Annotated in this window: 24 protein-coding genes; 11 read left to right on the top strand and 13 right to left on the bottom strand. The window is 65.1% G+C overall.

The window, feature by feature from the left end:
- Positions 1 to 324 (bottom strand): acetyl-CoA C-acetyltransferase (locus C7402_RS35755; protein ID WP_482811992.1); only part of this gene is annotated, 324 nt, incomplete at its 3' end.
- Between the two features lie 139 nt (positions 325 to 463).
- Positions 464 to 1030 (bottom strand): TIGR01841 family phasin, encoded by a 567-nt coding sequence (gene phaP / locus C7402_RS35750; protein WP_165842073.1) that lies wholly within the window; start codon positions 1028 to 1030, stop codon positions 464 to 466.
- Positions 1031 to 1398: 368 nt separating this feature from the next.
- On the opposite strand from phaP, the gene C7402_RS35745 reads away from it, so the two are divergent.
- The 10 genes from C7402_RS35745 (at position 1399) to hmpA (ending at position 8562) form a co-directional block, all read left to right on the top strand.
- A complete protein-coding gene (locus C7402_RS35745; RefSeq protein ID WP_116613923.1) occupies positions 1399 to 1698 on the top strand; it encodes a YXWGXW repeat-containing protein in 300 nt (99 codons plus the stop codon).
- Positions 1699 to 1717: 19 nt separating this feature from the next.
- A complete protein-coding gene (locus C7402_RS35740; RefSeq protein WP_116613922.1) occupies positions 1718 to 2377 on the top strand; it encodes an RNA polymerase sigma factor in 660 nt (219 codons plus the stop codon).
- Positions 2374 to 2826, top strand: coding sequence for a hypothetical protein (locus tag C7402_RS35735; protein ID WP_116613921.1), 453 nt, complete (start codon positions 2374 to 2376; stop codon positions 2824 to 2826). The genes C7402_RS35740 and C7402_RS35735 overlap by 4 nt, the downstream gene beginning before the upstream one ends.
- Positions 2823 to 3323 (top strand): periplasmic heavy metal sensor, encoded by a 501-nt coding sequence (locus C7402_RS35730; RefSeq protein ID WP_112178142.1) that lies wholly within the window; start codon positions 2823 to 2825, stop codon positions 3321 to 3323. Before C7402_RS35735 ends, C7402_RS35730 begins: the two co-directional genes overlap by 4 nt.
- A gap of 89 nt (positions 3324 to 3412) precedes the next feature.
- Positions 3413 to 4861 (top strand): DUF1800 domain-containing protein, encoded by a 1449-nt coding sequence (locus tag C7402_RS35725; protein WP_116613920.1) that lies wholly within the window; start codon positions 3413 to 3415, stop codon positions 4859 to 4861.
- Positions 4862 to 4866: 5 nt separating this feature from the next.
- Positions 4867 to 6015 carry a DUF1501 domain-containing protein gene (locus tag C7402_RS35720; protein WP_116613919.1) on the top strand — a complete coding sequence of 383 codons (1149 nt, stop codon included), beginning with the start codon at positions 4867 to 4869 and terminating at the stop codon, positions 6013 to 6015.
- 99 nt (positions 6016 to 6114) lie between these two features.
- The gene (locus C7402_RS35715; protein WP_244315011.1) at positions 6115 to 6342 is read left to right on the top strand and encodes a YXWGXW repeat-containing protein; all 228 of its coding nucleotides are present in this window, start codon (positions 6115 to 6117) and stop codon (positions 6340 to 6342) included.
- Positions 6343 to 6556: 214 nt separating this feature from the next.
- Complete coding sequence (locus C7402_RS35710) at positions 6557 to 6847, top strand: nucleotidyltransferase family protein (protein ID WP_116613917.1); 291 nt, start codon at positions 6557 to 6559, stop codon at positions 6845 to 6847.
- Positions 6844 to 7209, top strand: a complete 366-nt coding sequence (locus tag C7402_RS35705) for a HepT-like ribonuclease domain-containing protein (RefSeq protein WP_116613916.1) — start codon at positions 6844 to 6846, stop codon at positions 7207 to 7209. Before C7402_RS35710 ends, C7402_RS35705 begins: the two co-directional genes overlap by 4 nt.
- 141 nt (positions 7210 to 7350) lie before the next feature.
- On the top strand, positions 7351 to 8562 hold the full coding sequence (hmpA, locus tag C7402_RS35700; protein WP_116613915.1) for an NO-inducible flavohemoprotein: 1212 nt from the start codon (positions 7351 to 7353) through the stop codon (positions 8560 to 8562).
- Between the two features lie 10 nt (positions 8563 to 8572).
- Here hmpA and C7402_RS35695 read toward each other — a convergent pair whose 3' ends face one another.
- From C7402_RS35695 to C7402_RS35675, 5 genes are all read right to left on the bottom strand, one after another.
- A complete protein-coding gene (locus C7402_RS35695; RefSeq protein ID WP_116613914.1) occupies positions 8573 to 10159 on the bottom strand; it encodes a Na+/H+ antiporter in 1587 nt (528 codons plus the stop codon).
- A gap of 72 nt (positions 10160 to 10231) precedes the next feature.
- Positions 10232 to 10429: a hypothetical protein gene (locus C7402_RS35690; protein WP_208949058.1), complete on the bottom strand. Its 198-nt coding sequence runs from the start codon at positions 10427 to 10429 to the stop codon at positions 10232 to 10234.
- Between the two features lie 181 nt (positions 10430 to 10610).
- Complete coding sequence (locus C7402_RS35685; RefSeq protein WP_116613913.1) at positions 10611 to 11516, bottom strand: LysR family transcriptional regulator; 906 nt, start codon at positions 11514 to 11516, stop codon at positions 10611 to 10613.
- Between the two features lie 60 nt (positions 11517 to 11576).
- The gene (locus C7402_RS35680) at positions 11577 to 12344 is read right to left on the bottom strand and encodes an SDR family NAD(P)-dependent oxidoreductase (RefSeq protein ID WP_112178149.1); all 768 of its coding nucleotides are present in this window, start codon (positions 12342 to 12344) and stop codon (positions 11577 to 11579) included.
- A 39-nt stretch (positions 12345 to 12383) separates the two neighbouring features.
- Complete coding sequence (locus tag C7402_RS35675; RefSeq protein ID WP_244315010.1) at positions 12384 to 15917, bottom strand: indolepyruvate ferredoxin oxidoreductase family protein; 3534 nt, start codon at positions 15915 to 15917, stop codon at positions 12384 to 12386.
- Between the two features lie 143 nt (positions 15918 to 16060).
- Between C7402_RS35675 and C7402_RS35670 the strand changes: the two genes are divergently transcribed.
- Positions 16061 to 16534 carry an Lrp/AsnC family transcriptional regulator gene (locus C7402_RS35670; protein ID WP_112178150.1) on the top strand — a complete coding sequence of 158 codons (474 nt, stop codon included), beginning with the start codon at positions 16061 to 16063 and terminating at the stop codon, positions 16532 to 16534.
- A 60-nt stretch (positions 16535 to 16594) separates the two neighbouring features.
- Here C7402_RS35670 and C7402_RS35665 read toward each other — a convergent pair whose 3' ends face one another.
- The 6 genes from C7402_RS35665 to C7402_RS35645 all read right to left on the bottom strand — a co-directional run bounded on the left by C7402_RS35665 (position 16595) and on the right by C7402_RS35645 (position 25301).
- A complete protein-coding gene (locus C7402_RS35665) occupies positions 16595 to 17614 on the bottom strand; it encodes a DNA-binding protein (RefSeq protein ID WP_116613912.1) in 1020 nt (339 codons plus the stop codon).
- A gap of 188 nt (positions 17615 to 17802) precedes the next feature.
- Positions 17803 to 19545 (bottom strand): O-linked N-acetylglucosamine transferase, SPINDLY family protein, encoded by a 1743-nt coding sequence (locus tag C7402_RS35660; protein ID WP_165842072.1) that lies wholly within the window; start codon positions 19543 to 19545, stop codon positions 17803 to 17805.
- Positions 19546 to 19950: 405 nt separating this feature from the next.
- Entirely contained in the window at positions 19951 to 20301 is a 351-nt protein-coding gene (locus C7402_RS46540; protein ID WP_133254615.1) for a hypothetical protein, read from the bottom strand.
- A 308-nt stretch (positions 20302 to 20609) separates the two neighbouring features.
- On the bottom strand, positions 20610 to 22388 hold the full coding sequence (locus C7402_RS35655) for a carboxylesterase/lipase family protein (protein ID WP_116613910.1): 1779 nt from the start codon (positions 22386 to 22388) through the stop codon (positions 20610 to 20612).
- Between the two features lie 15 nt (positions 22389 to 22403).
- Complete coding sequence (locus C7402_RS35650) at positions 22404 to 23480, bottom strand: porin (protein ID WP_112178155.1); 1077 nt, start codon at positions 23478 to 23480, stop codon at positions 22404 to 22406.
- A gap of 90 nt (positions 23481 to 23570) precedes the next feature.
- Positions 23571 to 25301, bottom strand: coding sequence for a GMC family oxidoreductase (locus C7402_RS35645; protein ID WP_116613909.1), 1731 nt, complete (start codon positions 25299 to 25301; stop codon positions 23571 to 23573).
- Positions 25302 to 25372: the final 71 nt, after the last annotated feature.

Raw genomic sequence — 25372 nt, 5'->3', positions numbered from 1 at the left:
GTCCGAGTCGCCGGCGATGATCGCGTTCGCGGCCAGCATCACCGCCTTGAGACCCGAGCCGCACACCTTGTTGATCGTCATGGCGGGCACGGCCGCGGGCAGGCCCGCCTTGATCGACGCCTGGCGCGCCACGTTCTGGCCCGAGGCAGCCGTGAGCACCTGACCCATGATCACGTCGCTCACGTGCTCGGGCGCAACACCCGCGCGCTCCAGCGCCGCCTTGATCACGATGGCGCCAAGATCGGGCGCCGCCACCTTCGCAAGCGAGCCGCCGAATTTGCCTACCGCCGTACGTGCGGCCGAAACGATCACAATGTCAGTCATGTTGAGCTCCTGCTCTGCAATTACGCTGGAATATCGAAGTCTTTAAAGCTGATCCGGACAGCACGGCGCCCTCGCCGCCCCACGATCACGATGGAGCGACGAAAGCGGCGCGGTGCCGCGGTCTGGCAGGAACGCGAAATCAGGCCTTGGCCGTACCGGCTGCCTTGGCGGCGGCCGGTTGCGCGACTTCGGGGACCGAAGCCGCAACGTTCTGAAGATTGCTCTGGGCCGTTTCGATGGCCTGGCGGGTCACGCCGCGCATGGTCTCGGCGGCGTTGTTGACGGCGGCGAACGTCGAGTTCATGGCCGCGATGAAAGCTCCCGACCCTGCGGGTGCGTGCTGCGTGAGGCCTTCGGAGAACGCCTTGAAGCGCTGCTCGTGCTCGCCGGAATGGGCCTGCGCCGCCTGCATCCATTCGTTGTGGGCATGCGAAGCGATGTCGAACAGATGGCGGCTATAGGAGGCGGCCTTCGCGGCGGCCTGCTGCGACGCACCGAGTTGCTGCGTGAAGAACTCCACCGGATTGCTGCTTTGCAGAGCACCCTTGAGCGTCGCTTCGCTTTCGGCCATGGCGGCCCGGCCGGCCTGCACATTGAGGTCGACCACGGCCTGCATGCTGTCCAGCATGGGCTTCGTGAGCGCGAAGAACGCCGTGACGCCGGCCTGATAGTTTGCGCGGAATTGTTCGGGTGCGGTTACGGACATCAGATATGCTCCTTGATTAGTCATACTAAAGAAAGCGCCAACCCCCGAAGGCCCGACTCGCGGCTGAGTCTCATGTTTGAAAACTTTTGCTGCATCGCCGCAGTCGATTTAGAGTGACCATTCTAAGACAGAAATTTAACAATTTTATGGACGTGAAATTAAGTGGAAACCCTTATCGCACGCATTCGGGTTCGGAACTTGCAGTTGTCAGGCAACCAGCCTTCAATTGCATTTAACTGTATGACAGGCGTTCGCACATGACCTGCTTGCGCAACGAATACACAAAATAGCGACGGATTTTCGCCACCGCGCCGTTGAAGTCTTTATGGGGGCCGCCAGCCCCCTTTCCGCATCAAGGGAGAGACATCATGATTCGTCATTCGCTGCGCTCGCTGCTCGTTGCCGCCCTGCTCAGCGTCACCGCCTCGGCGGCGTTCGCACAAACCGTGATCACTGCGCCGCACGCGCCGCCTGCACCGCGCGTGGAAACCGTGCCGCCGCCGCGCGCGGGCTACGCCTGGGACCCCGGTCACTGGCGCTGGGAGCGCGGCGCGTATGTGTGGGCGCCGGGCCACTGGCAAACGGTGCGCGTGGGTTATCGCTGGGTGCCGGGGCACTGGGTGGACCACGGCCCGAACTGGCGCTGGGTGCAGGGCCATTGGGCTTGAAATCGGGCGTGAGGCGTGCATGCCCGACGTCGAACCGAAGGACGACCATGATGGCCTGGCTGTGGACACACCGGTGCGCCGCGCCTTGAACGCCCCCGACGAACGCGAACCCGACGCCGACCCCGACGCCGACCTGGTCGCGCGTGTGGGCTCGCGCGACCCGCTCGCCGTGCGCGCGCTCGTCGCGAGCAAGCTGCCGCGCCTGCTCGCGCTCGCCACCCGCATGCTGGGAGACCGCAGCGAAGCCGAGGACGTGGCGCAGGAGGCCTTCGTGCGCATCTGGAAGCAGGCGCCGCTCTGGCGCACGGGCGAAGCGAAATTCGATACCTGGCTGCACCGCGTGGCGCTCAATCTCTGCTACGACCGCTTGCGCGGACGCCGCGAAGAAACCGGCGACGACCTGCGCGCAGTGGCCGAGCCGATCCCCGATTCCGCCGCCGCGCCCGAGCAGCAACTCGAAGCGCGTGCGCGCGACCAACGCGTGCGCGCGGCGCTCGCCGCGTTGCCGGTGCGCCAGCGCGAAGCGCTCGTGCTCACCTACTATCAAGAGCTTTCGAACCTCGAAGCGGCCGGCCTGATGGGCATCTCGGTCGATGCGCTCGAAAGCCTGCTGGCGCGCGCCCGGCGCACCCTGCGCGCACAACTGGCCGGCGGCGTAGCCGGTAAGGACTCCGTATGACACCCGAACGTTTTCACACACTCGTCGAAGCCTACGGCGCAGACCCGCAGCGCTGGCCGCGGCACGAGCGCGCCGACGCGCTCGAATGGGCGCGCGCGCATCGCGCCGAAGCCGACGCGGCGCTTGACGAAGCCCTGGAACTCGACGACTGGCTCGCTCGCGACATGATCGCCCCACCCGCGCGCGCGCTGGTCGAGCAGATCGTTGCGCACGCACCGGGTCGCAAGCAAGCCGCGAAACGCCGCGGCTTCTGGTGGTCCGGCGCGGCCTTCGCGGGCGCGGGTCTCGCCGGGGCGCTCGCAGGCGCGCTCGTCATGTCGCTGCTGCTCCTTGGCGGCGCGGCGAGCGCGCCGCACGAGAGCAGCTACCTAGGCACGAGCTTCGGCGGGTCCAGCGCCGACTGGAACGCCGATTCGAACACCGCAGCCACCGACTGGAGCGAAGAATGAACGGCCGCTCATGGAAGCCGCTCCTCGTCGGCTCGGTGCTGCTCAACGTCTTTCTGCTCGGCGCGATCGCGGGCGGCGCGTGGCGCTGGTTCGCCGCCCACGGCGAGCCGCAGGCGCAGCCCGCACAGCACGTGGCCTTGCGATTCGCCACTGAGGCGCTGTCACCGGAGCGGCAGCAGCAGTTTGTCGAGGCGCTCAAGTCCTCGCGGCGCGAAGGGCGCCAGTTCGCGCGTGAAGGGCGTGACGGCCGCCGCGACCTGCTCGAACTGCTCGCCGCGCCGCAACTCGACCGCGCCGCCATCGACGCCGCGCTCGCGCGCACGCGCACCGCCGACACTGCGCTGCGCGCCCAGGTGGAAAGCGGCGTGGTCGACTTCGCCGCCACGCTCACGCCCGCGGAACGCGTGACGTTCGTCGAAGGGCTCGAAAAACGCGGCCAGTGGCGCCTGCCGCCGCAACAGCAAAAGACCGTGAACGAGGCGAGCGGCGTGCATTGAGCGTGCATCGAAAAAATTTCGTGGATGAGCGACGGATCACGCGCGCACCGAACGTTTAACGGAAATACACCACGCCACGAGGAGCGCGCATGGAAAGCCCGACGACCGCCCGTGCCGGCGCGATCGCCATGAACCGCTTCGGCCTGGGCACGCGCGCCGACGAAACGCCACCCGCCGATGCGCGAGGCTGGCTGCTCGACCAGTTCGCCGCGTACGAGCCGCTGCCCGCCGCATGGCGCAACGAGCCGGGCGCGATGGCGCTCGCCGCGCGCTTTGGCGAGGAACGCCAGCAGGGCATGACGAGCGAAGCCGCGAGCGCCGCGGCAACGAATGCGAGCGGCACCGCCGCCGAAAATGCGCAGCAAGTCGCACGCCAAGCCGTCAACCAGGCGATCCGCCGCGAGAGCGTCGGCATCTACCGCAGCGCGGTCAACGCGCGGCTCGCGAGCGCCTTGCAGACCGAAACGCCCTTCGTCGAACGCCTCGTGCACTTCTGGTCGAATCACTTCGCCGTATCGGTCGACAAAGCGCTGATCGCGGGCATGGCGGGCGCGTTCGAAATGGAAGCGATCCGCCCGCATGTGCTCGGCAACTTCGCGGACATGCTGGTCGCCGTGGAGCAGCATCCGGCCATGCAGCTCTTTCTCGACCAGACACGCTCGGTCGGCCCGCAAAGCCGCGCCGCGCTGCGCGCCGATCAGCGCGACCCGGCGCACAGGCGCGGCCTCAACGAGAACCTCGCGCGCGAGATCATGGAGCTGCACACGCTCGGCGTACGCACGGGCTACACGCAGGACGACGTGACCGAGTTCGCGCGCGCCCTCACCGGCTGGAGCGTGGCCGGGGTGCGCGGCCCGCAGCCGGGCAATGCGGCGCCCGGCGCGTTCGTGTTTCGCCCCGCGCTGCACGAACCCGGCACGCGCACGGTGATGGGCAAGCGCTACGACGAGCCCGGCGAACAGCAGGCGCTCGCCATCCTGCACGACCTCGCGCAAGCGAACGCCACGAGCCGCCATATCGCATTCCAGCTCGCACGCCACTTCGTTACCGACAACCCGCCGCCCGATCTCACGGAGCGCCTCGCGCGCGCCTTCGAGCAAAGCGGCGGCGATCTGCCCACGGTCTATCGCGCGATGGTGGAAGCGCCGCAGTCATGGGCGCCCGTCGATGCGAAGTTCAAGACGCCGTGGGAATGGACCGTTTCGTCGATGCGGGGCCTCGGTTGGCGCGAGCCGGGCGACATCAACGCCGCACCGTTGCTCACGCAACTAGGTCAGCCGGTATGGCGGCCGGGCTCGCCCGCCGGTTATGACGATATCGCCGCGAGTTGGGCCGCGCCCGACGCGCTCGTGCGCCGCGTGGAAGTCGCGCAGCGCTTCGCGGCGCGCGTGGGCGACCGGCTCGATGCGCGCACGCTCGGCAGCACGCTCATGGGCCCCGCGCTCGGCGCGCCCACGGCCACAGCCGTCGCGCACGCCGAAAGCGCCTCGACGGCCATTGCATTGCTGCTCGTTTCGCCCGATTTCCTGAGGAGGTAACCGGCATGCTTTCCCGCCGCCATTTTCTGCGCGTTGCCGCCGCCGGCGCGGGCGCGATGCTCGTCGCGCCGCAAATCGTGTTCGCCAGCGTGGAGACCGAACGCCGCTTCGTGTTCGTCATCCAGCGCGGCGCGGCCGACGGCCTGAACATCGTCGTGCCCTATGCGGAGCCCGCGTATGCGACGCTGCGCGGCCCGCTCGCCATCGACATCGACAAGACCGCGAAGCTCGACGGCACCTTCGCGCTGCATCCCTCGCTCGTGCAGACGGCGCAGATGTATCGCGCGGGCCAGGCGCTATTCGTGCACGCGATCGCCTCGCCCTATCGCGACCGCTCGCACTTCGACGGGCAGAACGTGCTCGAAACGGGCGGCCGCGCGCCGTACCAGGTGAAGGACGGCTGGCTCAACCGGCTCGTCGCCATGCTGCCGGCCACCCGCGAAAACGCCATCGCGCTCGCGCCCACCGTGCCGCTCGCGCTGCGCGGCGCGGCGCAGGTGAGCTCGTACGCGCCCTCGGCCCTGCCCAGCGCCTCCGACGATCTGCTCACGCGCGTCTCGGCGCTCTATGAAGGCGACCCGCAGTTGCGCGGGCTGTGGGCCTCGGCGATGAGCGCACGCGGGCTCGCGGGCGACACGAGCACCCGCCAGGATCCGGCGAGCCTCGGCAAGCTCGCGGCGAGTTTCCTCGCGCGCCCCGACGGCCCCCGCATCGCGATGATCGAGACCGGCGGCTGGGACACGCATAGCGCGCAGAACGCGCGCCTCGCGAATCAGCTCAAGGCGCTCGACACGATGCTCGCCTCGCTACGCGACGGCTTGGGACCGGCATGGGACAAGACCACGGTGCTCGTCGCAACGGAGTTCGGCCGCACGGCGGCGGCCAACGGCACCGGCGGCACCGACCACGGCCAGGCTTCGGTGGCGATGCTCGTGGGCGGCGCGGTGGCGGGCGGACACGTTCAGGCCGATTGGCCGGGGCTGCGCGCCGCGGATCTGTACGAGGCGCGCGACCTCAAACCCACGGCCTCGCTCGACGCGCTGATCGCAGGCGCGGCGGCGGAAAGCCTGGGGCTCGATCCGCAGCGCACGGCTGCGACGCTCTTCGCCGAAGCGGGTACGCAACATGCGGCCAGCGGTTTGATAAGGGCGTGAGCCGGACGAGACACGAACCAGCAACGAACAAACGCGCGCGAAGAGGCCATGCATCAATTCGGATGACGAAATAACTTCAATCAGTGGAGGATATTCATCGTGAAGACAAGACAGCTATACCCCGTTACCCTGCTCGCGGGCGCCACGCTGCTTGGCGGGTGCATCGTCGAACCCGCGCGCCCGGCGCGTCCGCCGGAACCGCCGCCGCGAGTGGAAGCCGTCCCGCCCGCGCCGCCCCAACAGGGCTATACCTGGGTCAAGGGACACTACCGCTGGGAACGTAACGAGTGGGTGTGGGAGCCGGGGCACTGGGTGGCGGGGTATTGAGCGGGCTTGCGGCGGCGTGAGGCGCAGGCTCATGTCCATCGAATCCGCATTGCTTGAAACCCGATTGCCTGCAACTCCATCGTCACGCTCAAGCCGGGGATCGCGATCTGCGCCGGGCGGGCGTCGCTCCCGGCGCAGATCGCTTCCTGGGTTACTATCCTCCTATGTCAATCGCAGAAGCCGTAGAAACGGCTTTGAACGCAAAGGAAGGCCCATGCGACCGTCCGTCGTACTTGAGATGAAGCGCAACGCTGTGCGCGAAGCGACCGTTCGCTTCCACGCGGCGAACCCGCGCGTTTTCGGATCGGTCCTGCACGGCACCGACCAGGACGGCAGCGACCTCGATCTGCTGGTCGACGCACAGCCCGGTGCAACCCTGTTCGATCTGGGCGGCCTCCAGGACGAACTCGAATCGCTGCTTGGCGTCCACGTCGATTTACTGACCCCGGCGGATCTGCCACCGAAGCTTCGCGACAAAGTGCTGGCGGAGGCGCAACCGGTATGAGCGGCAGTCGGCTTCCTGACTACATCGGGCACATGCAGCAGGCCGCCACCGATGCGTGCAACTTCGTCAACGGTATGCCCAAGGAACACTTCCTTGCCGACAAACGCACCCAGCAAGCGGTCATCATGAGCCTCGTGATCATTGGCGAGGCTGCCACCCGAGCGATGGAAGGCTACGCCGACTTCACGCAGGCGCACGATGCCGTGCCATGGCGCAGCATGCGCGGCATGCGTAACCGCATTGCTCACGGCTACTTCGATATCAACCTCGATGTCGTGTGGGACACCGTGCAGACGGCGCTGCCCGCACTGCTCGATGCGTTGCCCGCTCTGCGTCGGGCCGCAGAAGACGCCGCTAAGTAAATCTGGAATCACAAGATCGTTCACGCGCGCCTCAGGAAAGAGCGCCCGCGCCCCGCACGCCTCACCCCTGCGATTGCCCCCGACATTGTCTAGACTGGAACGAGTACGCACGCTTCCCCACTCGCGAAAGGAGAACCGGCAATGCTGACGCAACGAACCAAGGACATCGTGAAGGCCACCGCGCCCGTGCTCGCGGACCACGGTTACGCCATCATCAAGCGCTTTTATACGCGGCTCTTCGAGGCTCATCCTGAACTGAAGAATGTCTTCAACATGGCGCACCAGGAACAGGGGCAGCAACAGCAGGCGCTCGCGCGCGCCGTCTATGCGTATGCAGAAAACATCGAAGACCCCTCCAGCCTCTCGGCCGTGCTCAAGAACATTGCCAACAAGCACGCAAGCCTCGGCGTGCTGCCCGAGCACTACCCGATCGTTGGCGAACATCTGCTGGGCGCGATCAAGGACGTGCTTGGCGAGGCGGCGACGGAGGACATCATCTCCGCGTGGGCGCTCGCCTACGGCAATCTCGCCGACGTGCTCATGGGCATGGAAAGCGAACTGTATGAAGGTTCGGCCGACAAGCTCGGCGGCTGGACCGGCTGGCGCAAGTTCGTCGTGCGCGAGAAGCGGCCCGAAAGCAGTGTCATCACCTCGTTCGTGCTCGAACCGGCCGATGGCGGCCCGGTCGCGAACTTCGAACCGGGCCAGTACATCAGCATCGGCGTGAACGTGCCCGCACTCGGCTTGCAGCAGATTCGCCAGTACAGCCTGTCCGACATGCCCAATGGCCGCAGCTACCGCATTTCGGTGAAGCGCGAGAGCGGCGGCCTGCAACCGGCGGGCTATGTGTCGAACCTGCTGCACGACCACGTGAACGTGGGCGACGAGGTGAAGCTGGCCGCGCCTTATGGCAGCTTCCATATCGATGTGAAGGCGAGCACGCCCATCGTGCTGATCAGCGGCGGCGTGGGCCTCACGCCGATGATCAGCATGCTCAAGAAAGCGCTTCAGGACCCGAAACGCAAGGTCGTGTTCGTGCACGGCGCGCGCAACAGCGGCGTGCACGCGATGCGCGACCGGCTGCGCGAAACCGCCTCCACAAATTCCAGCTTCCACCTCGTGGTTTTCTATAACGAGCCGCTGCCCGGCGACGTGCAAGGACGCGATTACGACCACGCCGGACTCGTGGATATCGGCCAGATCAAGCCGGTCATTCTGCAACCCGACGCCGATTACTACCTCTGCGGGCCGATTCCGTTCATGCGCATGCAGCACGACGCGCTAAGGAATCTCGGCATACACGAGACGAAGATTCACTACGAAGTCTTCGGGCCCGATCTGTTCGCGGAATGAGCGCCGACACTCAGCCCCTTCCGTGCCGCGCCGAAAGCTCCTCCAGATCGAGGTCGCGTTCGAGCACGCGCAACAGTTCGTCGTGAATGAGGCCGGCGCGGTGCAGCTTCAATAGCTCCGCGCGGCCCGCTTCCACCGCGGCCAGTACGACGTCGTAATGCGCGTTGCGCATTTCGAGCGGGTAGCTCACGGCGTTTTCATACGTGCGCGTCATGTTGGCGCGATAGGTGTACTGCTCCAGCAAGCGCGGATGGATCACGCTGCCGTCCGGTCCGTGCACGAGCGGGGTGATCGCCGCGAGCTGGGCCGCTTCGAGACGCGCCCATGCCTGGGGCTCGTTGAGGTGTGCCGCTTCGTCCGGCGCATCGTTGGCAGGCCTGATCAACCGGATCAGCGGTCCAATGGTCGTGCCTTGCAACAACACCGTGAAGAGAATCACGGCAAACGCGGCGAACAGGATGAGATCGCGGCCCGGCATCGCCTCGGGCAGCGCCAAGGCGATGGCCAGCGTGACCACGCCGCGCATGCCGGCCCAGCTCACCACCGTCGCGCCGCGAAAATCCGGCGCGCTCACGCGGCGCGGCAGCATCCAGTGCAGCATGGTGCGGACCGACTCGATGCCATAGGTCCACACGCAACGCGACAGCACCACGGCAAGCACCACGGCCATCGCGGCGGGGCCGAGCAAGGCCACGGCATTGCCCGTGCCGCCCAGGCGCAGCATGACGCCGCGCAGCGACAGGCCGATCAGCACGAACACCAGCGCTTCCAGCACGAAGACCATGACCTGCCAGAACGCCGTGCCGCGGCTGCGCACGGTGGCCGAAAAGATTTCGTGCTGATGCCAGCCTAGCTGCATGCCGCAGGCCACGGTGGCGATGACGCTCGAAACGCCCAGCATGTCGCCCGCGATATACGCGATCCAACCGGCGAGGACGGACCCCGTGATGATCAGATATTCGTCTTCGAGCTGGCGCAGCAGCCACACCACGACGTAGCCCACCACCGCGCCTACCACCACGCCGCCCAGCGCGAGCCCGACGAAAGTGAGCACCGCGTTCGGCTCGCTGAACGCGCCCGTCAACGCCGCCGCCACGGCGAAGCGGAACAGCACGAGGCCGGCGGCGTCGTTGAGCAGACTCTCGCCTTCGAGCAGGACCATCAAGCGGCGCGGCAGCGCGAGGCGCTCCAGCACCGCCTTGGCGGCGACCGCATCGGGCGGCGACACCACCGCGCCCAGCGCGAAGCACGCGGCCCAAGGCAGTGCGGGCACGACCCAGTGCGCGACCACGCCGACCGCCCAGGTCGTGAACGCGACCGCGCCGATGGCGAACAGCAGAATGGGCGCGAGATGGCGCTTGAAGTCGGACCAGACGAAGAAGTAGGCGCCGTCCATCAGCAAGGGCGGCAGGAAGACGATGAGGACGAGATCGGGATCGATCACGACCGGCGGCAGGCCGGGCGCGAACGCCAGCGCCGCGCCGCCCACCAGCAGCGCGGCCGCGGGCGGCAGGCGCAAGCGTTTGGCGAGCAGCTCGAGCGCGATGATGGCGACGAGCGAAAGGAGCACGAGCTTGAACGCCGATACGGCCGACATGACGCTTCCTTGTGGTGACCCGGCGGGGGTGCGGGAAAGCGTATCTTGCCACGGCGATTGGCAGCGGGCGTTTCAGCTTCTGTCGAGAAGGAGATACATGCCGGTGACGACGCCCATTACGAATGCGGCGCACCCCAGCGCGACGCCAAGATCGATGCATTGCGCGCTCTGGCGTTGAATGAACTCAACCACAACGCGCTCCGGGCGCGCGACGGGTGGCGCGTGAGCGCCGTGCGCGATGGATTTACCGAGTGCATCGACGTGTTTCATCAGATGCGACGTGTCGAACAGCCCTTGCGGACCCATCTTCAGCCTCCAGCGCGAATCGGTTCGGTGAAGGCTTGAGGTTAGATGGGCGGGCGCGCAGGGAATATCGAAGGAATTCGATTTGGGCGTGGGAAGGTGGAGCGTGAGGTGAGCGACAGTGCGAGAGTCGTTGCGAGAGCCTCGCTCAATTCCCGCAAGCATGAATCAAAAACTGCTGCATCGCCCTCGCCGGATCGCTCAACACCGCACCCGGATGCCAGAGCATGCCCGCCTCCATCTGCGGAATCGCATCCTCCACCGCGCAGGCATCGATGCGCTTGCCCTCCAGCGACCACGGCCGGAACACCATATCCGAGAGAATCGTCACGCCAAAGCCATGCGCCACGAGCCCGCGCAATGCCTCCATCGAACTCGTGCGAAACGCGATATTCGGCTCCACTCGCCGCTTCTTCCAGTAGCGCAACGTCGAGGCTTCGCCCTCGTCCACCGTTAGCTGGATATACGGGTAGCGCGCAATGTCGCGCAGCGTGACGGCGCCCAACTGCGCAAGCGGGTGCGTCGGCGCGGCCCACAATTGCCGGCGCGAGCGCATCAGCACGTGGTGGCCGAAACGCGCGCGACGCTCCACGTTCGAAAGCAGGGCCACGCCCAGATCCACTTTCTGCGCCAGCACCGCCGCCTCGATGGCCGGCCGGTCGAGGTCGTGCAAATCGATCTCAATCTCGGGGTAAGTCGCCCGAAACCGCGCAAGCAATTCGGGCAGAAAATACCCGAGCAGCGTATATGAGGCCGCCATACGCACCGTGCCGCGCAGGCTGTGCGCGCGAAACGGCGCCTTGTGCAACGCGTCGCGTACCGACTCCAGCACATGGCGCGCGTGATTCAGAAAGTCCTGTCCGTCGGGCGTCAACTCCACGCCCTGGGGCAGGCGCACGAACAGCCGCGTGCCGAGCGCCTCTTCGAGCGCGAGCACCGCATTGGTGATCGCCGACTGCGAGACGTGCTCGGCCGTCGCCGCCATCGAAAACTGCCCGTTCTGCGCCGCCGCCACGAAGTAGCGGAACTGCCGCAATGTCACGTCCTTGGCCATGTGCGTTTCGAATATCGTGAGTCCGTGTTTCCGATTCTACGATACCTGATCAACATCCCCTCAACGCGGCGCCATGCGCAATGCGCCATCCAGGCGAATCACCTCGCCATTCAGATAGCGATTGCCGACGATATGTTCGACGAGCGCCGCGAACTCCGCCGGCTGCCCAAGGCGCGGCGGGAACGGCACGCCCGCGCCCAGCGCTTGCTGCACCTCGGCGGGCATGGCGAGCAACATCGGCGTTTCGAAGATGCCCGGTGCGATCGTCACCACGCGAATCGCATTGCGCGCGAGTTCGCGCGCGGCCGGCAGCGTGAGCGAGACGACCCCGCCCTTCGAGGCCGCATAGGCCGACTGCCCGATCTGGCCGTCGTAGGCGGCGACCGACGCCGTATTGACGATCACACCGCGCTCGCCGCCCTCGTCGGGCGGGTTGTTCGCCATCGCCACGGCCGCGAGGCGCATCACGTTGAAGGTGCCGATCAGGTTGACCGACACGACCTTCGCGAACAGGTCGAGCGGGTGCGCGCCCTCTTTGCCCACAATGCGCTGCGCCGGCGCGATGCCCGCGCAATTGACCACGCCGTGCAGCGCGCCAAAGCGCTCGACAACCTGCGCGAGCGCCGCTTCGACGCTCCCGGCCTGGGTCACGTCCACCTGCACGGCAAGCGCGCGTTCGCCGCCAGCGGCGGCTTCGTCGCGCGCACGGGCCATGTCGATATCGGCGAATACGACGTTCGCGCCGCGGGCGAGCAGATGACGCCCCACCGCGGCGCCCAGTCCCGACCCACCGCCCGTCACGAAAAAGGTTTTGTCCTGCACGATCATGTCTTTCTCCTCCATCAGTTATCCGAATTATCTGTCGATTCAGGCGGCGTTGCCCGCCAGTTCCGCGCGATACCGCGCACGCGTGCCGCGCGAGTTTTCGTAGTTGCGTTCCTTCACGATGCCGAAGCCGCGCACCGCGCCTGGCACGCCGAGCAGGCCGACGGCGGCCGCGAGCGTTTGCGGCGTGAGCTTGCCGAGCACGAGGCGCACGTCGTCCTCGAATTCGCGAATCATGGCGCGTTCGATCACGCGGTCGCGCTGCCTGCCGAACGGATCGAGCGGCGTGCCGCGCAGCGCCTTGCCGTGCTTGAGCACGCGCAGCAGCGGTTCGGCCCACGCGCCGCGCAGCGCGATCTTGTTGCGGCGGCCGGTTTGCGCGTCGCGGCGCGTGAGGAGCGGCGGCGCCATGTGGAAGGTCTTCTTGTCCGCCGCGCCGTCGAAGAGGCCGCGCAGATACGCGCCAAAGCTGCCGTCCGTATGCAGGCGCGCGACTTCGTATTCGTCCTTGTAGGCGAGCACCTTGAAGTAATGGCGCGCCACCGCTTCGGCGAGCGCGCCGTGAGCGCCCGCCACGCCGCGCTCGGCCTGCGCCACGGCGTCGACGAGCGCGCGATAGCGCACCGCATAGGCCGCGTTCTGGTACTGCGTGAGATCGCGCTCGCGCGCGGCCACGAAACGCGTGAAATCGAATGTGCCTGGCGCGTTTTCGTCGGCGGCCGCACCCTCAACGCGCTCCAGCGCACGCGTGTCCTGCGCGATCAACCGGCCCCACAGGAACGCGCGCTCGTTCATCTTCACGGCCGCGCCGTTGAGTTCGATCGCGCGAAGAATCGAGGCTTCGGCAAGCGGCACGAGGCCCAACTGGTACGCATAGCCCACCATCATCATGTTCGAGGCGATAGCGTCGCCAAAAATGGCTTCGGCCGCCGCCGTGCAGTCCCAGAAGGTCGCGCGCCCGGCGCCCATCGCGCTTTCGATTGCCGCCTGATGCACAGCCTTGCTGACGGGCAGGTCGCCGTTGCGCACGAAGTCGGCGGTCGCGGTGATGCGCTCGTTGACGATCGCGCGCGCGCCGCTCGACGCGATGCGCGAGAGCGCGCCCGACGAAGCGGCCACCACGGCGTCGCAGCCGAGCAGGACGTTGGCCGCCTGCGCGCCGATGCGCGAGGTCGTGACGAGCCCGCGGCTCTGCGCGATCTGCACGTGGCTGATGACCGCGCCGTTCTTCTGCGCGAGCCCCGTGAAGTCGAGCGTCGAGGCTCCGCGTCCTTCGAGGTGCGCCGCCATCGCGAGAATCGCGCCGATCGTCACCACGCCCGTACCGCCCACGCCCGTCACGACCATGCGCAGATGCTGCTCCAACGCCTGCGCCACCTTCTCGGGCGGCGCGAGCGTGGCGCGCAGTTCGGCCTCGATGCGCTGGATGCGCGCGGCGTCCGGGCGCTTCGGCTCCATGCCCTCCACGGTCACGAAGCTCGGGCAGAAGCCCTTCACGCACGACGTGTCCTTGTTGCAGCTCGATTGATTGACGGCGCGCTTGCGCCCCAGCTCCGTTTCCAGCGGTTCGATGGCGATGCAGTTCGACTGCACGGAACAGTCGCCGCAGCCTTCGCATACGGCCGGATTGATGACCACGCGCGTGGGCGGATCGATCAGCTTTCCGCGCTTGCGGCGGCGACGCTTTTCGGCGGCGCAGGTCTGGTCGTAGACGATCACCGAAACGCCCTTCTGCTCGCGCAGGCGGCGCTGCACGGCGTCGAGCGCGTCGCGGTGCAGCAGCGTCACGCCGCGCGGCAACGCGTGCGCATTCACGTACTGCTCAGTGCGGTCGCTCACCACCACGACTTCGTTCACGCCTTCCGCCTGCACCTGCGCAACCACGCGATGCACGGTCAAGCCGCCCTCGGCGGGCTGGCCGCCGGTCATCGCCACCGCGTCGTTGAAGAGGATCTTGTAGGTGATGTTCGCGCGCGCGGCCACGGCCTGACGAATCGCGAGGCTGCCCGAGTGCTGGTAGGTGCCGTCGCCGAGATTCACGAACAGATGCGGCATGTCCGTGAACGTCGACATGCCGACCCACTGCACGCCCTCGCCGCCCATCTGGCAGAACGTCGCCGTATTGCCCGCCTCGCCGAGCGCCATGATGTGGCAACCGATGCCCGCTGCCGCGTGCGAGCCGTCCGGCAGGCGCGTGGACGTGTTGTGCGGGCAGCCCGCGCAGAAGAACGGCTTGCGCGTGAGCGGTTCGCCCTGCGGCGCCGAAGCGAGCGCGATCACGCGCGGCGTGGCCCCACGCGCACTCGTTGCGGTCGCAACTACAGGCGGCAGTTCAACGGCCGTATGTTCGAAGAAGCGTTGCAGCGCGCGCGCCAGTTGCTCGGGGGCGAACTCCATCGCGGCGGGCAAAAGCGGCTCGCGCTCGCCCAGCGTCTTGCCGTGCACGGTGGGCCGCTCGTCGGCGCGCAGGTTGAACAGCGCCTCCTTGATCTGCCGCTCGACGAACGAGCGCTTTTCCTCCACCACGAACAGCGCCTGCATGCCGCGCGCGAACGTCTTGACGCCTTCGGTTTCGAGCGGCCAGATCATGCCGACCTTGTAAATGCCGATGCCGAGTTGCGCGAGGCGCTCCGGCGTGAGCCCCAGCGCGTCGAATGCGGCGAGCACGTCGCCATGCGCCTTGCCGACCGTCACGATGCCCACGCGCGCCTGCGCGGGCCGCAGCAGCGCACGGTCGAGCGGATTCGCCCGCATGAAGGCGAGCGCGGCGGGCAGGCGCTCGTCGAGCACGCGGCGCTCCAGTTCCGCGCGCTCGGCGGGCCAGCGCAGTTGCGGGTCATAGTTGAAGCGTCGCTGCGCGGGAATCTCGATGTCTTCCGGCAAACGCAGCGGCGCGCCGCGCGCCACGCGCATGGAGCGGCCGCTCTCCACCGTTTCCGTGATCGCCTTGAAGCCCACCCAGAGGCCGCTGAAACGCGAGAGCGCGTAACCCGCCAGACCGAACTCGATGTACTCCTCCACCGAGGCCGGAAAGAGAATCGGCATCATCGCGCCTTCGAACACGTGGTCGGTCTGATGCGGAAACATCGACGACTGCGCCGCGTGATCGTCGCCGGCCACGGCCAGCACGCCGCCGTGGCGCGCCGTGCCGAGCATGTTGGCGTTGCGGAACACGTCGCCGGTGCGGTCCACGCCCGGCCCCTTGCCGTACCACATCGAAAACACGCCTTCCACGCGCTTGCCGGGAAAAGCGTCGAGTTGCTGCGCGCCCCACAGCATGGTCGCCCCCAAGTCTTCGTTCAGGCCGGGCTCGAAGCGCACGTCGAAGCCCGCGAGCAGCGCTTTCTGGCGCCACAGTTCCTGGTCGAAGCCGCCGAGCGGCGAGCCGCGATAGCCGGACACGAGGCCCGCCGTGTGCAGGCCCGCCAGCCGGTCCGCGCGCGCCTGTTCGATGAGGATGCGCACGAGCGCCTGGGTGCCGGTGAGAAAGACCGCGCCGTCTTCGCGCAAGTAGCGGTCTTCGAGTCGATAGTCCGTGTCGATCTGGCGCCCGGCCTCGACGGCTCGCATGTTCATGGTGTTGTCTCCGCTATTCGACTTGTGGGTACTAGCGGATTCTAGATAGCCAATAGCGGCGATTCGTGCCAAACTGAGCCACGCTACCGCCCCAGATTAGCCACATTCGCCCCAATTCCTCCCTTTCCCGGTAAGGTTTGCCAATGAAATTCGACCGCGTGGATGTCGCCATCCTGCGCGCCCTGCAAAGCGACGCGCATGTGAAGTCCGCCGACCTCGCGGAATCCCTCGGGCTTTCGCTCTCGCCGTTCTACCGGCGCATCCGCATGCTGGAGGAACGGGGGGTCATCACGCAGTACGTGACGCTGCTCGACCAGGAGAAGGCGGGCTTTCCCGTCAATGCCTATGTGTCGGTGGCGATCGAGAAGAAGAACGAGACGCGCCTCGCCGCGTTCGAGCGCGCGATCTCGAACTGCGAAGAGGTCATGGAGTGCTATTTGATGACGGGCGCGTTCGACTACATGTTGCGCGTGGTGGCGAGCGATATCGCGGGCATCGAGCGATTCGTGATGACGCGGCTCACGAAGATTGAAGGCGTGCGCGACATTCACACCTCAGTCGCGCTGCGCCGCGTGGAATATAAAACCCGGCTGCCGGTACGCGTGCGCGATGAGTGACGAGTGATGCGCGCGAGTTACTCAGGATATCGAATGAATTGACGCGCCGCCATCAAGCCATCAAGCCTTCTGCGCGGTTTTGCGCGCCGCGCGCAATGGCTTGGCGGCATCGGCGCCAGGACGCCCTGCACGCCGTGGGGTTCGCCGCGCCCCCGGTGCGGCCGTGCCCGCGCCCTTTTCCCGCGCCGCTTCCAGTTCGCGCGCCTGCGCATCATGGCTCGCGCGCAATGCGTCGAGCCGGCCTTCGGCCAGGCCCGCCTGATGGCGCAGGTCGCCCAACTGCTTTTGCAGGGACTGGATCTCGGCGCGCGCGCTTTCCTCGGTGCGCGTCGCGCGCTGTGCGGCCGCCTCGGCGTCGCGCTGCAAGCGCACGTTGGCCGTGCGCTCCCGTTCGATCTCCAGCAGCGCGCGTTTTTCCGCCGCTTCCAGACGCGTTTGCGCGAGTTCGGCGCCTGCTCGCAGCTTGTCGAGTTCGGCGGCGAAGTCGGCGCGCGCCTGGGTCAGCGCGGCATCGCGTTCGCGGCTCGCCTCGCGGGCGCGTTCCAGTTCGCCTTCAAGCGCGCCGCGCGTGGCGACGGCCGCGGCCTGCGTCTGCTCCAGCTCCTGTATACGCACCTGCGCCGTGAGCAGCGCGGCCGTGCGCTGTTCGAGCGCGGCCTCGGTGCGTTCGAGATCGCCGCGCGTGGCGGCCACCGCCGCCTCGGCCGCGCGCCGCACCTCCTCCACTTCGAGGCGCAGCGCTTCGAGCGAGGCCTGGGCCGCCGCGGCCGCGCGCGTCCAGAGCGCGGCCACGAGTTCGCCCGCCGCGCCTTGCAGTTCCTCGGGCAGATCGGCGTGCTCGATGCGCACGCGGCTTTTCTCGCGCAGGTCGGCCCAGAACTCCGAAAGCACGGCGGTGGGGGTGCTCATGCTGCCGCGCCGCACGAGTTGATAGAGCCGGTTGGCCGTGGGGGTGATGCCGAAGCGGAAGAACATCAGCGCGCACACTTCGCGGTAAAGCTCGCGCGTCTTGGGAAATTCGGCCTTGAGGCGCTCGATCTCGGCGTTCAGGCGCACTTCGTCGGGGGCGACGTCGGTCATGGAGGCATGCGGGTATGGAATCCGTCGATATTACAACGTAAAGCGTTGGAATCCTACCGCTTTCACCCGCCCTCCCCAAGCACGCTGGCGCACTCGGTTCAGTGCTTCCAGCAGGATACGTAACGCGAAGTGAGCGCCCCTATCCCTCGATACCGGCAGCCAGTTGATTGCTCGCTGACCGATGCCATTCAGCACGCGACTTGCGACGCGCACCACTTCCGCCACAGCTCGCGCAAGGCATTCTCCAGATGCCGCGTAAACCGCACGCCATCGACAAGAGGCGACCTTTCGACCGTGCGACGCAGGTTTGCACGCAGATTCGCAAGACGTTCGAGATCACCCGCCAGCCGCGTAACGATCTGCACATACTGCGTGTCGTCCTGCGCAATCAGCTCGCCCAGCCCGAGATTCCCGAGAATACTGCGTCCCGCCCTGGAACAAGTCCCGCCCCCCACGCGCGTGGGTGTCGGCACGCCCATCCATGCCGCATCGAGACTTGTCGTATAGCCATGGTAGGGATAGGTTTCGAGTCCGATATCGATACGATTGTATGTAGAAAGATAGGCGGATCTTGCCTGACGCTCGACGAACTCGATACGCGAAACGTCAATGCCATGCAAAGCGATACGACGTTTCAACGGCTCACGCCAGCCCGTGGGGGCGAACAGAATGAGTCGCGCCGAGGGAATGGCGGCAAGCACACGCGCCCATAGCGTTAGCGTGTGATCGGTTAGCTTGCGGGGCGTTGCCAGGCATCCAAAGGTAATGTAGCCGTTCTTTCTAGCCGGTAAAGGCCCAATGGTCGGAATCGTCTTTCCCAGGCCCAGACGAGGATCGAAGCAGGCAAATGTCTGCGGGAGACGGACAAGCGTCTCGCTGTAGCAATCGAGCGTGCAGGTCGCGTCGGGTAAGTCGAGAAAGGGGTCCGTCAATCGATACTGGATCGATTGCAATCCCGTCGTTCCCATATATCCGAGCCACTGCATCTGGATCGGCGCCGGGCGACAGGCGAATGCGAGGAGACGGCTACCCTTCAAATGAAGGTTCAAGTCGATGAGGATGTCGATTTCATCTTCGCGGATCATGTCGGCCAGTTGAGCGTCTGGCAGATGGCGGACATCGCGCCACACGTCGACGAGCTTCATCATTTGCCGCGTGGTTTCGTCAGGCGTCGTGACCACGGAGTAGCATACGACTTCGAATGCCGCGCGATCGCGATGGACAAGAACGGGCATGAGGAACTGCGCAAGTGCGTGCCCTCTGAAGTCGGGCGATACATAGCCCAGCCTCAATCGCCGTCCTGGCGAGTGCTCATTGCGATGAGGCACGGCATGCGTGATCAACGGCGCTTCGTGCAGGGACGCAAACGCCAGACACTCTTTCAGAATGATGCCAGGGTCTTCCGCGCAAAGACACAGTGCGACAATCAGACTTTGATGGACTGCTGCGTCATACGGCGCCAACGTCTTCGCCAGCCGCAGCATTTGAACGCCTTCTTCCACTGCGCCCACTGCCAGCAGGACATCGCTTAGTCCCAGGTGCGCTTCAACGGACTCCGGCTTGATGCGCAAAGCTCGACCGAACGCGACCTGTGCTTCGTCAATACGTTCGAGGAAACCGAGCAAGCCGCCAAGCAGCATGTACGCCCGATAGTCGTCACCGTGTTCGGCTAACGCGCGCTGAAGCACGCTGACCGCTTCATCAAGGCGGCCATCGGCTGTAATCACGTTGATGAGGCTTACGAGGGCGTCTTCCGATCGTGGCGCGAGTTTGAACGCCTGACGCAATGAGGACTCGGCTTCAACCATGCGGCCACGGCTGCGCAGAAAATTTCCGAGTTCATGATGCGCCTGTGCGTCAAATGGATTCGCCTCCAACGCACCGCGAAGCGCCGATTCAAGAGCCAGAGAATTGCTTTCTTCCGTCAGCATATCGATTGCTTTGCTTTGACAGCGACAGCACGTCGACGGTAGCTGAATTCCATGGCTGTCGTGTCGTGCCGGATGCTGCGCGGTTCCTGGAACCGGGGATCGGGCGCCAGCTTGTTGTGCTGGCAAATTCCCCCCGTTCCTGCCATCAGGCTCATATGCATGAAACACCTTTGCAAACCTGAAACTCGCGAAAGCGCGCAGCATACTTCGCGTTCATTCTCTATCGTGACCTATGTCTCTATCCGTAGTTCACGATAATGCACGCATTAGTGGTATGACGAGGCAAACAACGTCGGCTGTGTAGCGGTCTGTGCCAGAGGCGCCGTTGAAACGCCTGCACCCGACGCCCCCGCGTAGGCGGCCATGGCGGAAACCATCTGATTCAAGGAGCTCTGCGCCATCAAACTACCGTCCGCCGCTGCGGTAACGTTGGAAATGGTAACAGCGTTTCCGTCGAATGAGGATCTGTTGGCCACCCCCACTCAGAATCGCACGGTTAGACGTACCCGTCATTGTAAGCATTGCGGCCGACGCGACGTTAAAGATGGCATTGTTCATGTTGACAATCGTTCCGTACGGCACCACCGCCACCGGGTGGAGATTGCCCGCTGCGTGCGTCAAGTCTGAATCCAACAATGTTACCGATGTTTGATTACCCAACGCATCGATGTACGTGAGCGACTCGCCGGAACCAACGCCGCCGATCGTCACCACGTTACCGTTGCCGAATTGCACGGTCGCAGCACTATTGATCAACGTGACGGACTTCGTATCCGCGCTACCGGTCAGTCGTCACACTACCCGGGCTCGTCGTAACCGATGGATTTTCCGATATCGATCCCCGCGCTGACCTCATCAATCCGCGCGTGGCATTGCCACTGGTGGCGTACCGTCATGAAAGAGCTGGCTGAACTGCCCGCGCAGTTCAGGCGAATCTCCTCGTGATGCGGCGATCATCGCGTCGAAGACTTGTTGTCGCTGTGGCGGGTTGCTTCAAGTCGGTGCCCATGTCCTCACCTTGACCGGGCGCCCAGGCAGCACGCGCACACACCTCTTCCTGATATTCAGATCTCGCGCGCCGGCCGAAAACGCTCCGCGGACTCTGTGCAGCCGAACTCGGTACACCACCGCCTATACTCTTCACGCCCTCCGCGCCCCTTAAATATGGGACTCCACATGAATAGACGACCATAGATCTGGCAACGAAATCGCCCACTCCTGATGCCGGAATCGCGAAAGAGGTCGGACTTGAGTCTATCGAAACTGTCATGCGTTGACTCCATCCGCATGCCGCCATCCGATGGACTATCAAACACCATTGACTGCGCCTCGCATCCTGCGTCGCGTCGCGACCATACCGGGCCACTGTCGCCGGCTCGACCGGGTTCGCCAATCGCTGAGAACCGTGCCCAGAAGTCGCCCATCGCCTCGGCCACACGCTCCCGTCCCGCGCGATTGCCCTTCGTTGCACTGCGGAACAAATCGAACTCTCCAACCGAATCACGCATCGCAAACGCGATCTCCAGCCCGTGATTCGCGCCGAGCATCAGATCGGGCCGTATCACCGGAATTCTCGGATACTCATCCCAATCGAAGCGATACGTCCAGACATCGGCGTGCCCACCCGCCAGGACGGCGTCCGCGACCTCGTCCACCCCTTGAATCCTCCAGGCACGCGACATGTAGTGCGCTTCCTTGAGGTAGGCCGAACGCTTGCGCAGCACGGGCACGCCACAGAACATCCTGGCATGTTCAGGCGCCGTGGCCATGAAGGTCTTGTATTCGTCGCGATTCGCGCCAACGATGAGCGGCACGCGATTCCAGCAACCCGTGCGCAGCATGTCGACGACCTTCGCCTTGGGGAGCACCTGTCCGTCGCGTATTGGCCGCGGCCCGAGGTAAATGCCCGCGCTCCCCGGCGTGCAAACCTCCAGCAACTGGCGAGCTGTGCGCTCAAGGAGAAACGCTCGCAGCCCCTCGCCGCCCATCTCCTCGATGCGCTTCTTCGCGCCCGCGCGGTCCTTTGCTTGACCTGCGGCGATCAAGAGGCGAGCCGTCACCTCCCATGAGCTGTTGGCATCGCCCGGCTCGGGGTCGTCGGTCCAGTGAGTCGCCGCCTCGGGCGTAGCGTCCAGCATGGCGGGCGACTGCGCAATGGCGCGATGAAAGAGACCGGCGGCGAGCGGCGACGCAAGCATGTTCAAAACCTGCAACCCGCCGGCGGATTCTCCGAATATCGTCACGCAATCCGGATCGCCGCCAAACACGGCGATATTGCGCTGTACCCAGCGAAGCGCGGCAATCACATCCAGCGTGCCGAAGTTCCCCGATCTGTCTTCGCCGCTCGATGATTCGTCGAACAAGGCCGGATGACGAAACCAGCCCAGCACGCCCAGCCGGTAGTTGAACGTCACGACAACCGCATTATCGTGAATGGCGTAGTTGCGCGCGCAATCGTATGGCGCGGAACTACCGACCGCCATGCCTCCACCATAGATCCAGACCATCACCGGCAGGCGCCGCTCGCGCGCTTCGTCGCCCGCCATGGCCGGCGCGAACACGTTCAGCGTCAGGCAATCTTCGTCGCCAACGATCTGGCCACGCGATTGGGTCTCCTTGATGCCAGCCAGCAGATCGGCGTATTGCGGCGGCATGGCGCCATGCGAGCCCGCCTCGAAGGTCCCTTGCCATGGCAGCGGCGCTCTCGGGGCCTTCCAGCGTAGCGGGCCGACCGGCGGCTGCGCGAAGGGAATGCCGCGCCAGGCATGAATGCCCGGCCGTTCGCGCACACCGACGACTTCGCCCGCATCGATCCGGCGGCGAGATTCTTGTTCGAATACCATGGACTTCGCCCCTTATCAGAACATGTGGCGAAGGCCGATCGTCACGCCTACCGTATTCCCGGTAACGCCGTAAAGCGCGTTATTCACGGCAAGCCCCGTGTTCATCTTGCCGTGATTGTTGACGAAGCCCACTTGCGTATATACGGCGCTGCGCTTCGACAGGAGATACTGCGCGCCGACAGCGGCGAGAATGGAATGGTTCGTCGTCTCGTTGCGATCACTCGTCCAGTAAACGCCGCCGTCAACAATAAGCTGCGGTAAGACGAAATACTGCATGCCGCCACTCACGACGTAATTATTGAACGATCCGGCTACCTTGTAATTGACCACGGAGGCCGAGGTCGTGAGTGAGCCGAAGTGGTAGGAAATCCCCAACAGGCGCCCAATAAAGGCCACGTTGGTGGGAGGAACGGTCGACACGGTTCCCCCTGCATTGCCGTCATAGAAGGCGGCGGCGGCCGTCAGCGAGCCATTCTGGTAAATCAGGCTGGCGCCGTACTGTCGCCCCGCCTGGAAGTCGCCCGCCTGACCGCCCATTGCGAGCATCACGCTGCCCTGAAGGCCCCACAAGTTCGGGCTCGTGTACGAGATCGCGTTCGAATTGAAAATGCTGGTGCCGAGCACATTGTCGATATACGTGACGAGCCCGCTGCCGAACATCGAATAGCCGCGCGCGTCGGTGGCGTAGCCTGCGTTGAAGAGCGGCGAGAACTGCACCCCGGCCTTCAGTTCCCCATAAGGGCTCGCCAGCGACACCCAGGCCTGCCGCCCGAACAGATTGCCGTTGGAATTGCCAAAGCCGCCGTTGGTGAGGTCGATCCCGCTTTCCAGTTTGAATTTCGTCTGGAATCCTCCGCCCAGATCTTCGGTTCCGGAAAGACCGAACAAACTCGGATAGCTTCCGCTATTGAGCAGCGAATACTGCGAGCCCGCATTGGCTCCGGTTTGCGGATTCAGCGACTTGCTCGTGTACAGCAAAGCCGTATCGGCAATGCCATAAAGCGTGACGCTGCTTTGCGCGTGCACTTCGTTCGCAAGAAGAAACCCGGTCGCAAGAAGACTCATGCTCACGACCTTCCTGACTTCGCCCATTTTTTGTCTCCAACCATATAGTTATACTAACTTTATTTTTCGAAGGGATAGCTTCATCCCTTCCTGCACTTACGATCCACTCATCCTTGGCTAACCGGCATTGACGATCTGGACAAGGCGTTCGCCAATGATCACGCTCGGCGCCATCGTGTTGCCCGTTGTGAGGTTGGGCATGACCGAAGCGTCCGCAATGCGCAGCCCGCGCACGCCTCTCACCCGCAGCTTCGAGTCGACAACGCTGGCTTGATCGCTGCCCATCGCGCAGCTGCCGACAAGATGAAAGTAGGTGCCCGTGGCGTTGCGCACGAAGTCCTGCATCGCGGCGCCGGTCAGCGCGCCGGGCATGACTTCGCGCTTCACGTATTCCGACATTTCGGCCGAGTTGCCGATTTCACGGCACAAATCGACACAACGGACCAGTGCGGCCAGGTCTTCCGGCTCAGCCAGATAATTCGGATCGACCTTCGCCATCTTGCGGTAATCGTTCGATACGAGCGTGACCTGCCCGCGGCTTTTGGGCTGCACGAGACCCGGCGAGAGCGTCCACGCATTCTTTGGCACGTCGAAGCGCTTTGCGTTCGTGTCGGTGACGAACGGCACTTCGATCTGAAACGGCTGGAGGTCGGGCGCCTTCAGGCGGTCGTCGCTTTTGGTGAAGAACGTACACTCCGCCAGATTGTTTTTTGGCGGCGTCACCTTCTTGTATTCCCAAACGCAGCCACCGAGCAGAATGTGGTCGCGCAAATTCCGGCCGACATTCGGCGAATTCACGGTGGCCTTGATGTCAAGCGCCGCGAGATCGCTGGCATTGCCAATGCCGGAGAGCATCAGGATTTTCGGCGTGCCCACCGTGCCGGCGGAAAGAACGATTTCCTTGCCGCTTTCAATACGTTTTTCCCGGCCTTCATACACGAGCCGGATCGCTTTCGCCTCGTCGCCGGCCAGTTCCAGTTTCACGACCGTCGCGCCCGTGAGCACCGTGAGGTTCGGGCGCTGCAAGGCAGGATGCAGGTAGGCCGCGGCGATGGTATGACGACGCCCATCCTTGATGAGCGCCTGGGCAATCCCGCACCCGCCGGCCTCTTCCATCGTCTTTCCGTTCAGGTCGTCCGAAGCGGGAATGCCGGCCTTTGCCGCCGCCGCGACGAGCGCTGGCGCCACCGGATTCGGGTCGCGCAACCGCTCGACGAAGATTTCGCCGCCCTTGCCGCGCCACGGCGAAGGTGCGCCTTGCCAGTCTTCGATACGGCGATAAATCGACAAAACCGAATCGTAATTCCACGCGGCGTCGCCCGTGATCCCGGCCCACTCGTCATAGTTCGCCTTGTGGCCGCGCGCCCAGACCATCACGTTGATCGCGCTGCCACCGCCAATTCCGCGCCCCATCGGCAGCGGTATCGTGCGCCCATTGCAGTGGGCCGCGTCGGCGTACTCGTAGACGAAACTGCGAGGCGTGCCGATGTTGGTGGGCCACAAACTCGGGTCCAGCACGCTTTTTTCTTCGTTCCAGCCGCCCTCTTCCACCAAGAGAACGCTCACATGCGGATTCTCCGAAAGGCGCGAAGCCACGACACAACCCGACGAGCCCGCCCCCACGACGACATAGTCGTAGCGGGCCTTCAGATTCTTGACGTTGCGCTGTTGGGTGCTCACCGCTTTTTCGGCTTCGTTGGCGAAACTCACCGCCGAGACCGCCGACATGCCCGCAGCCGCGGCAAAGCGCATGAAGTCGCGGCGGGACATTTTCCCGCGCATCAGCGCATCTTCCGCGAGGGAAAGCTGCTCTCCGGCAGCGGTATAAGGATGCTTCTGGGAAGCCATGGTCGTCTCCTGTGATACTGCCCGCCGCCGTCCCGGGAGCGGGCTTTCATTATTTAGCTCTGCTTGTTTTC

The sequence above is a fragment of the Paraburkholderia unamae genome, assembly GCF_003096875.1.
GTDB classification, from domain to species: Bacteria; Pseudomonadota; Gammaproteobacteria; order Burkholderiales; family Burkholderiaceae; genus Paraburkholderia; species Paraburkholderia unamae.
The sequence above is the reverse complement of the archived record's forward strand: the minus strand, read 5'-3'. Positions and strand labels throughout refer to the sequence as shown.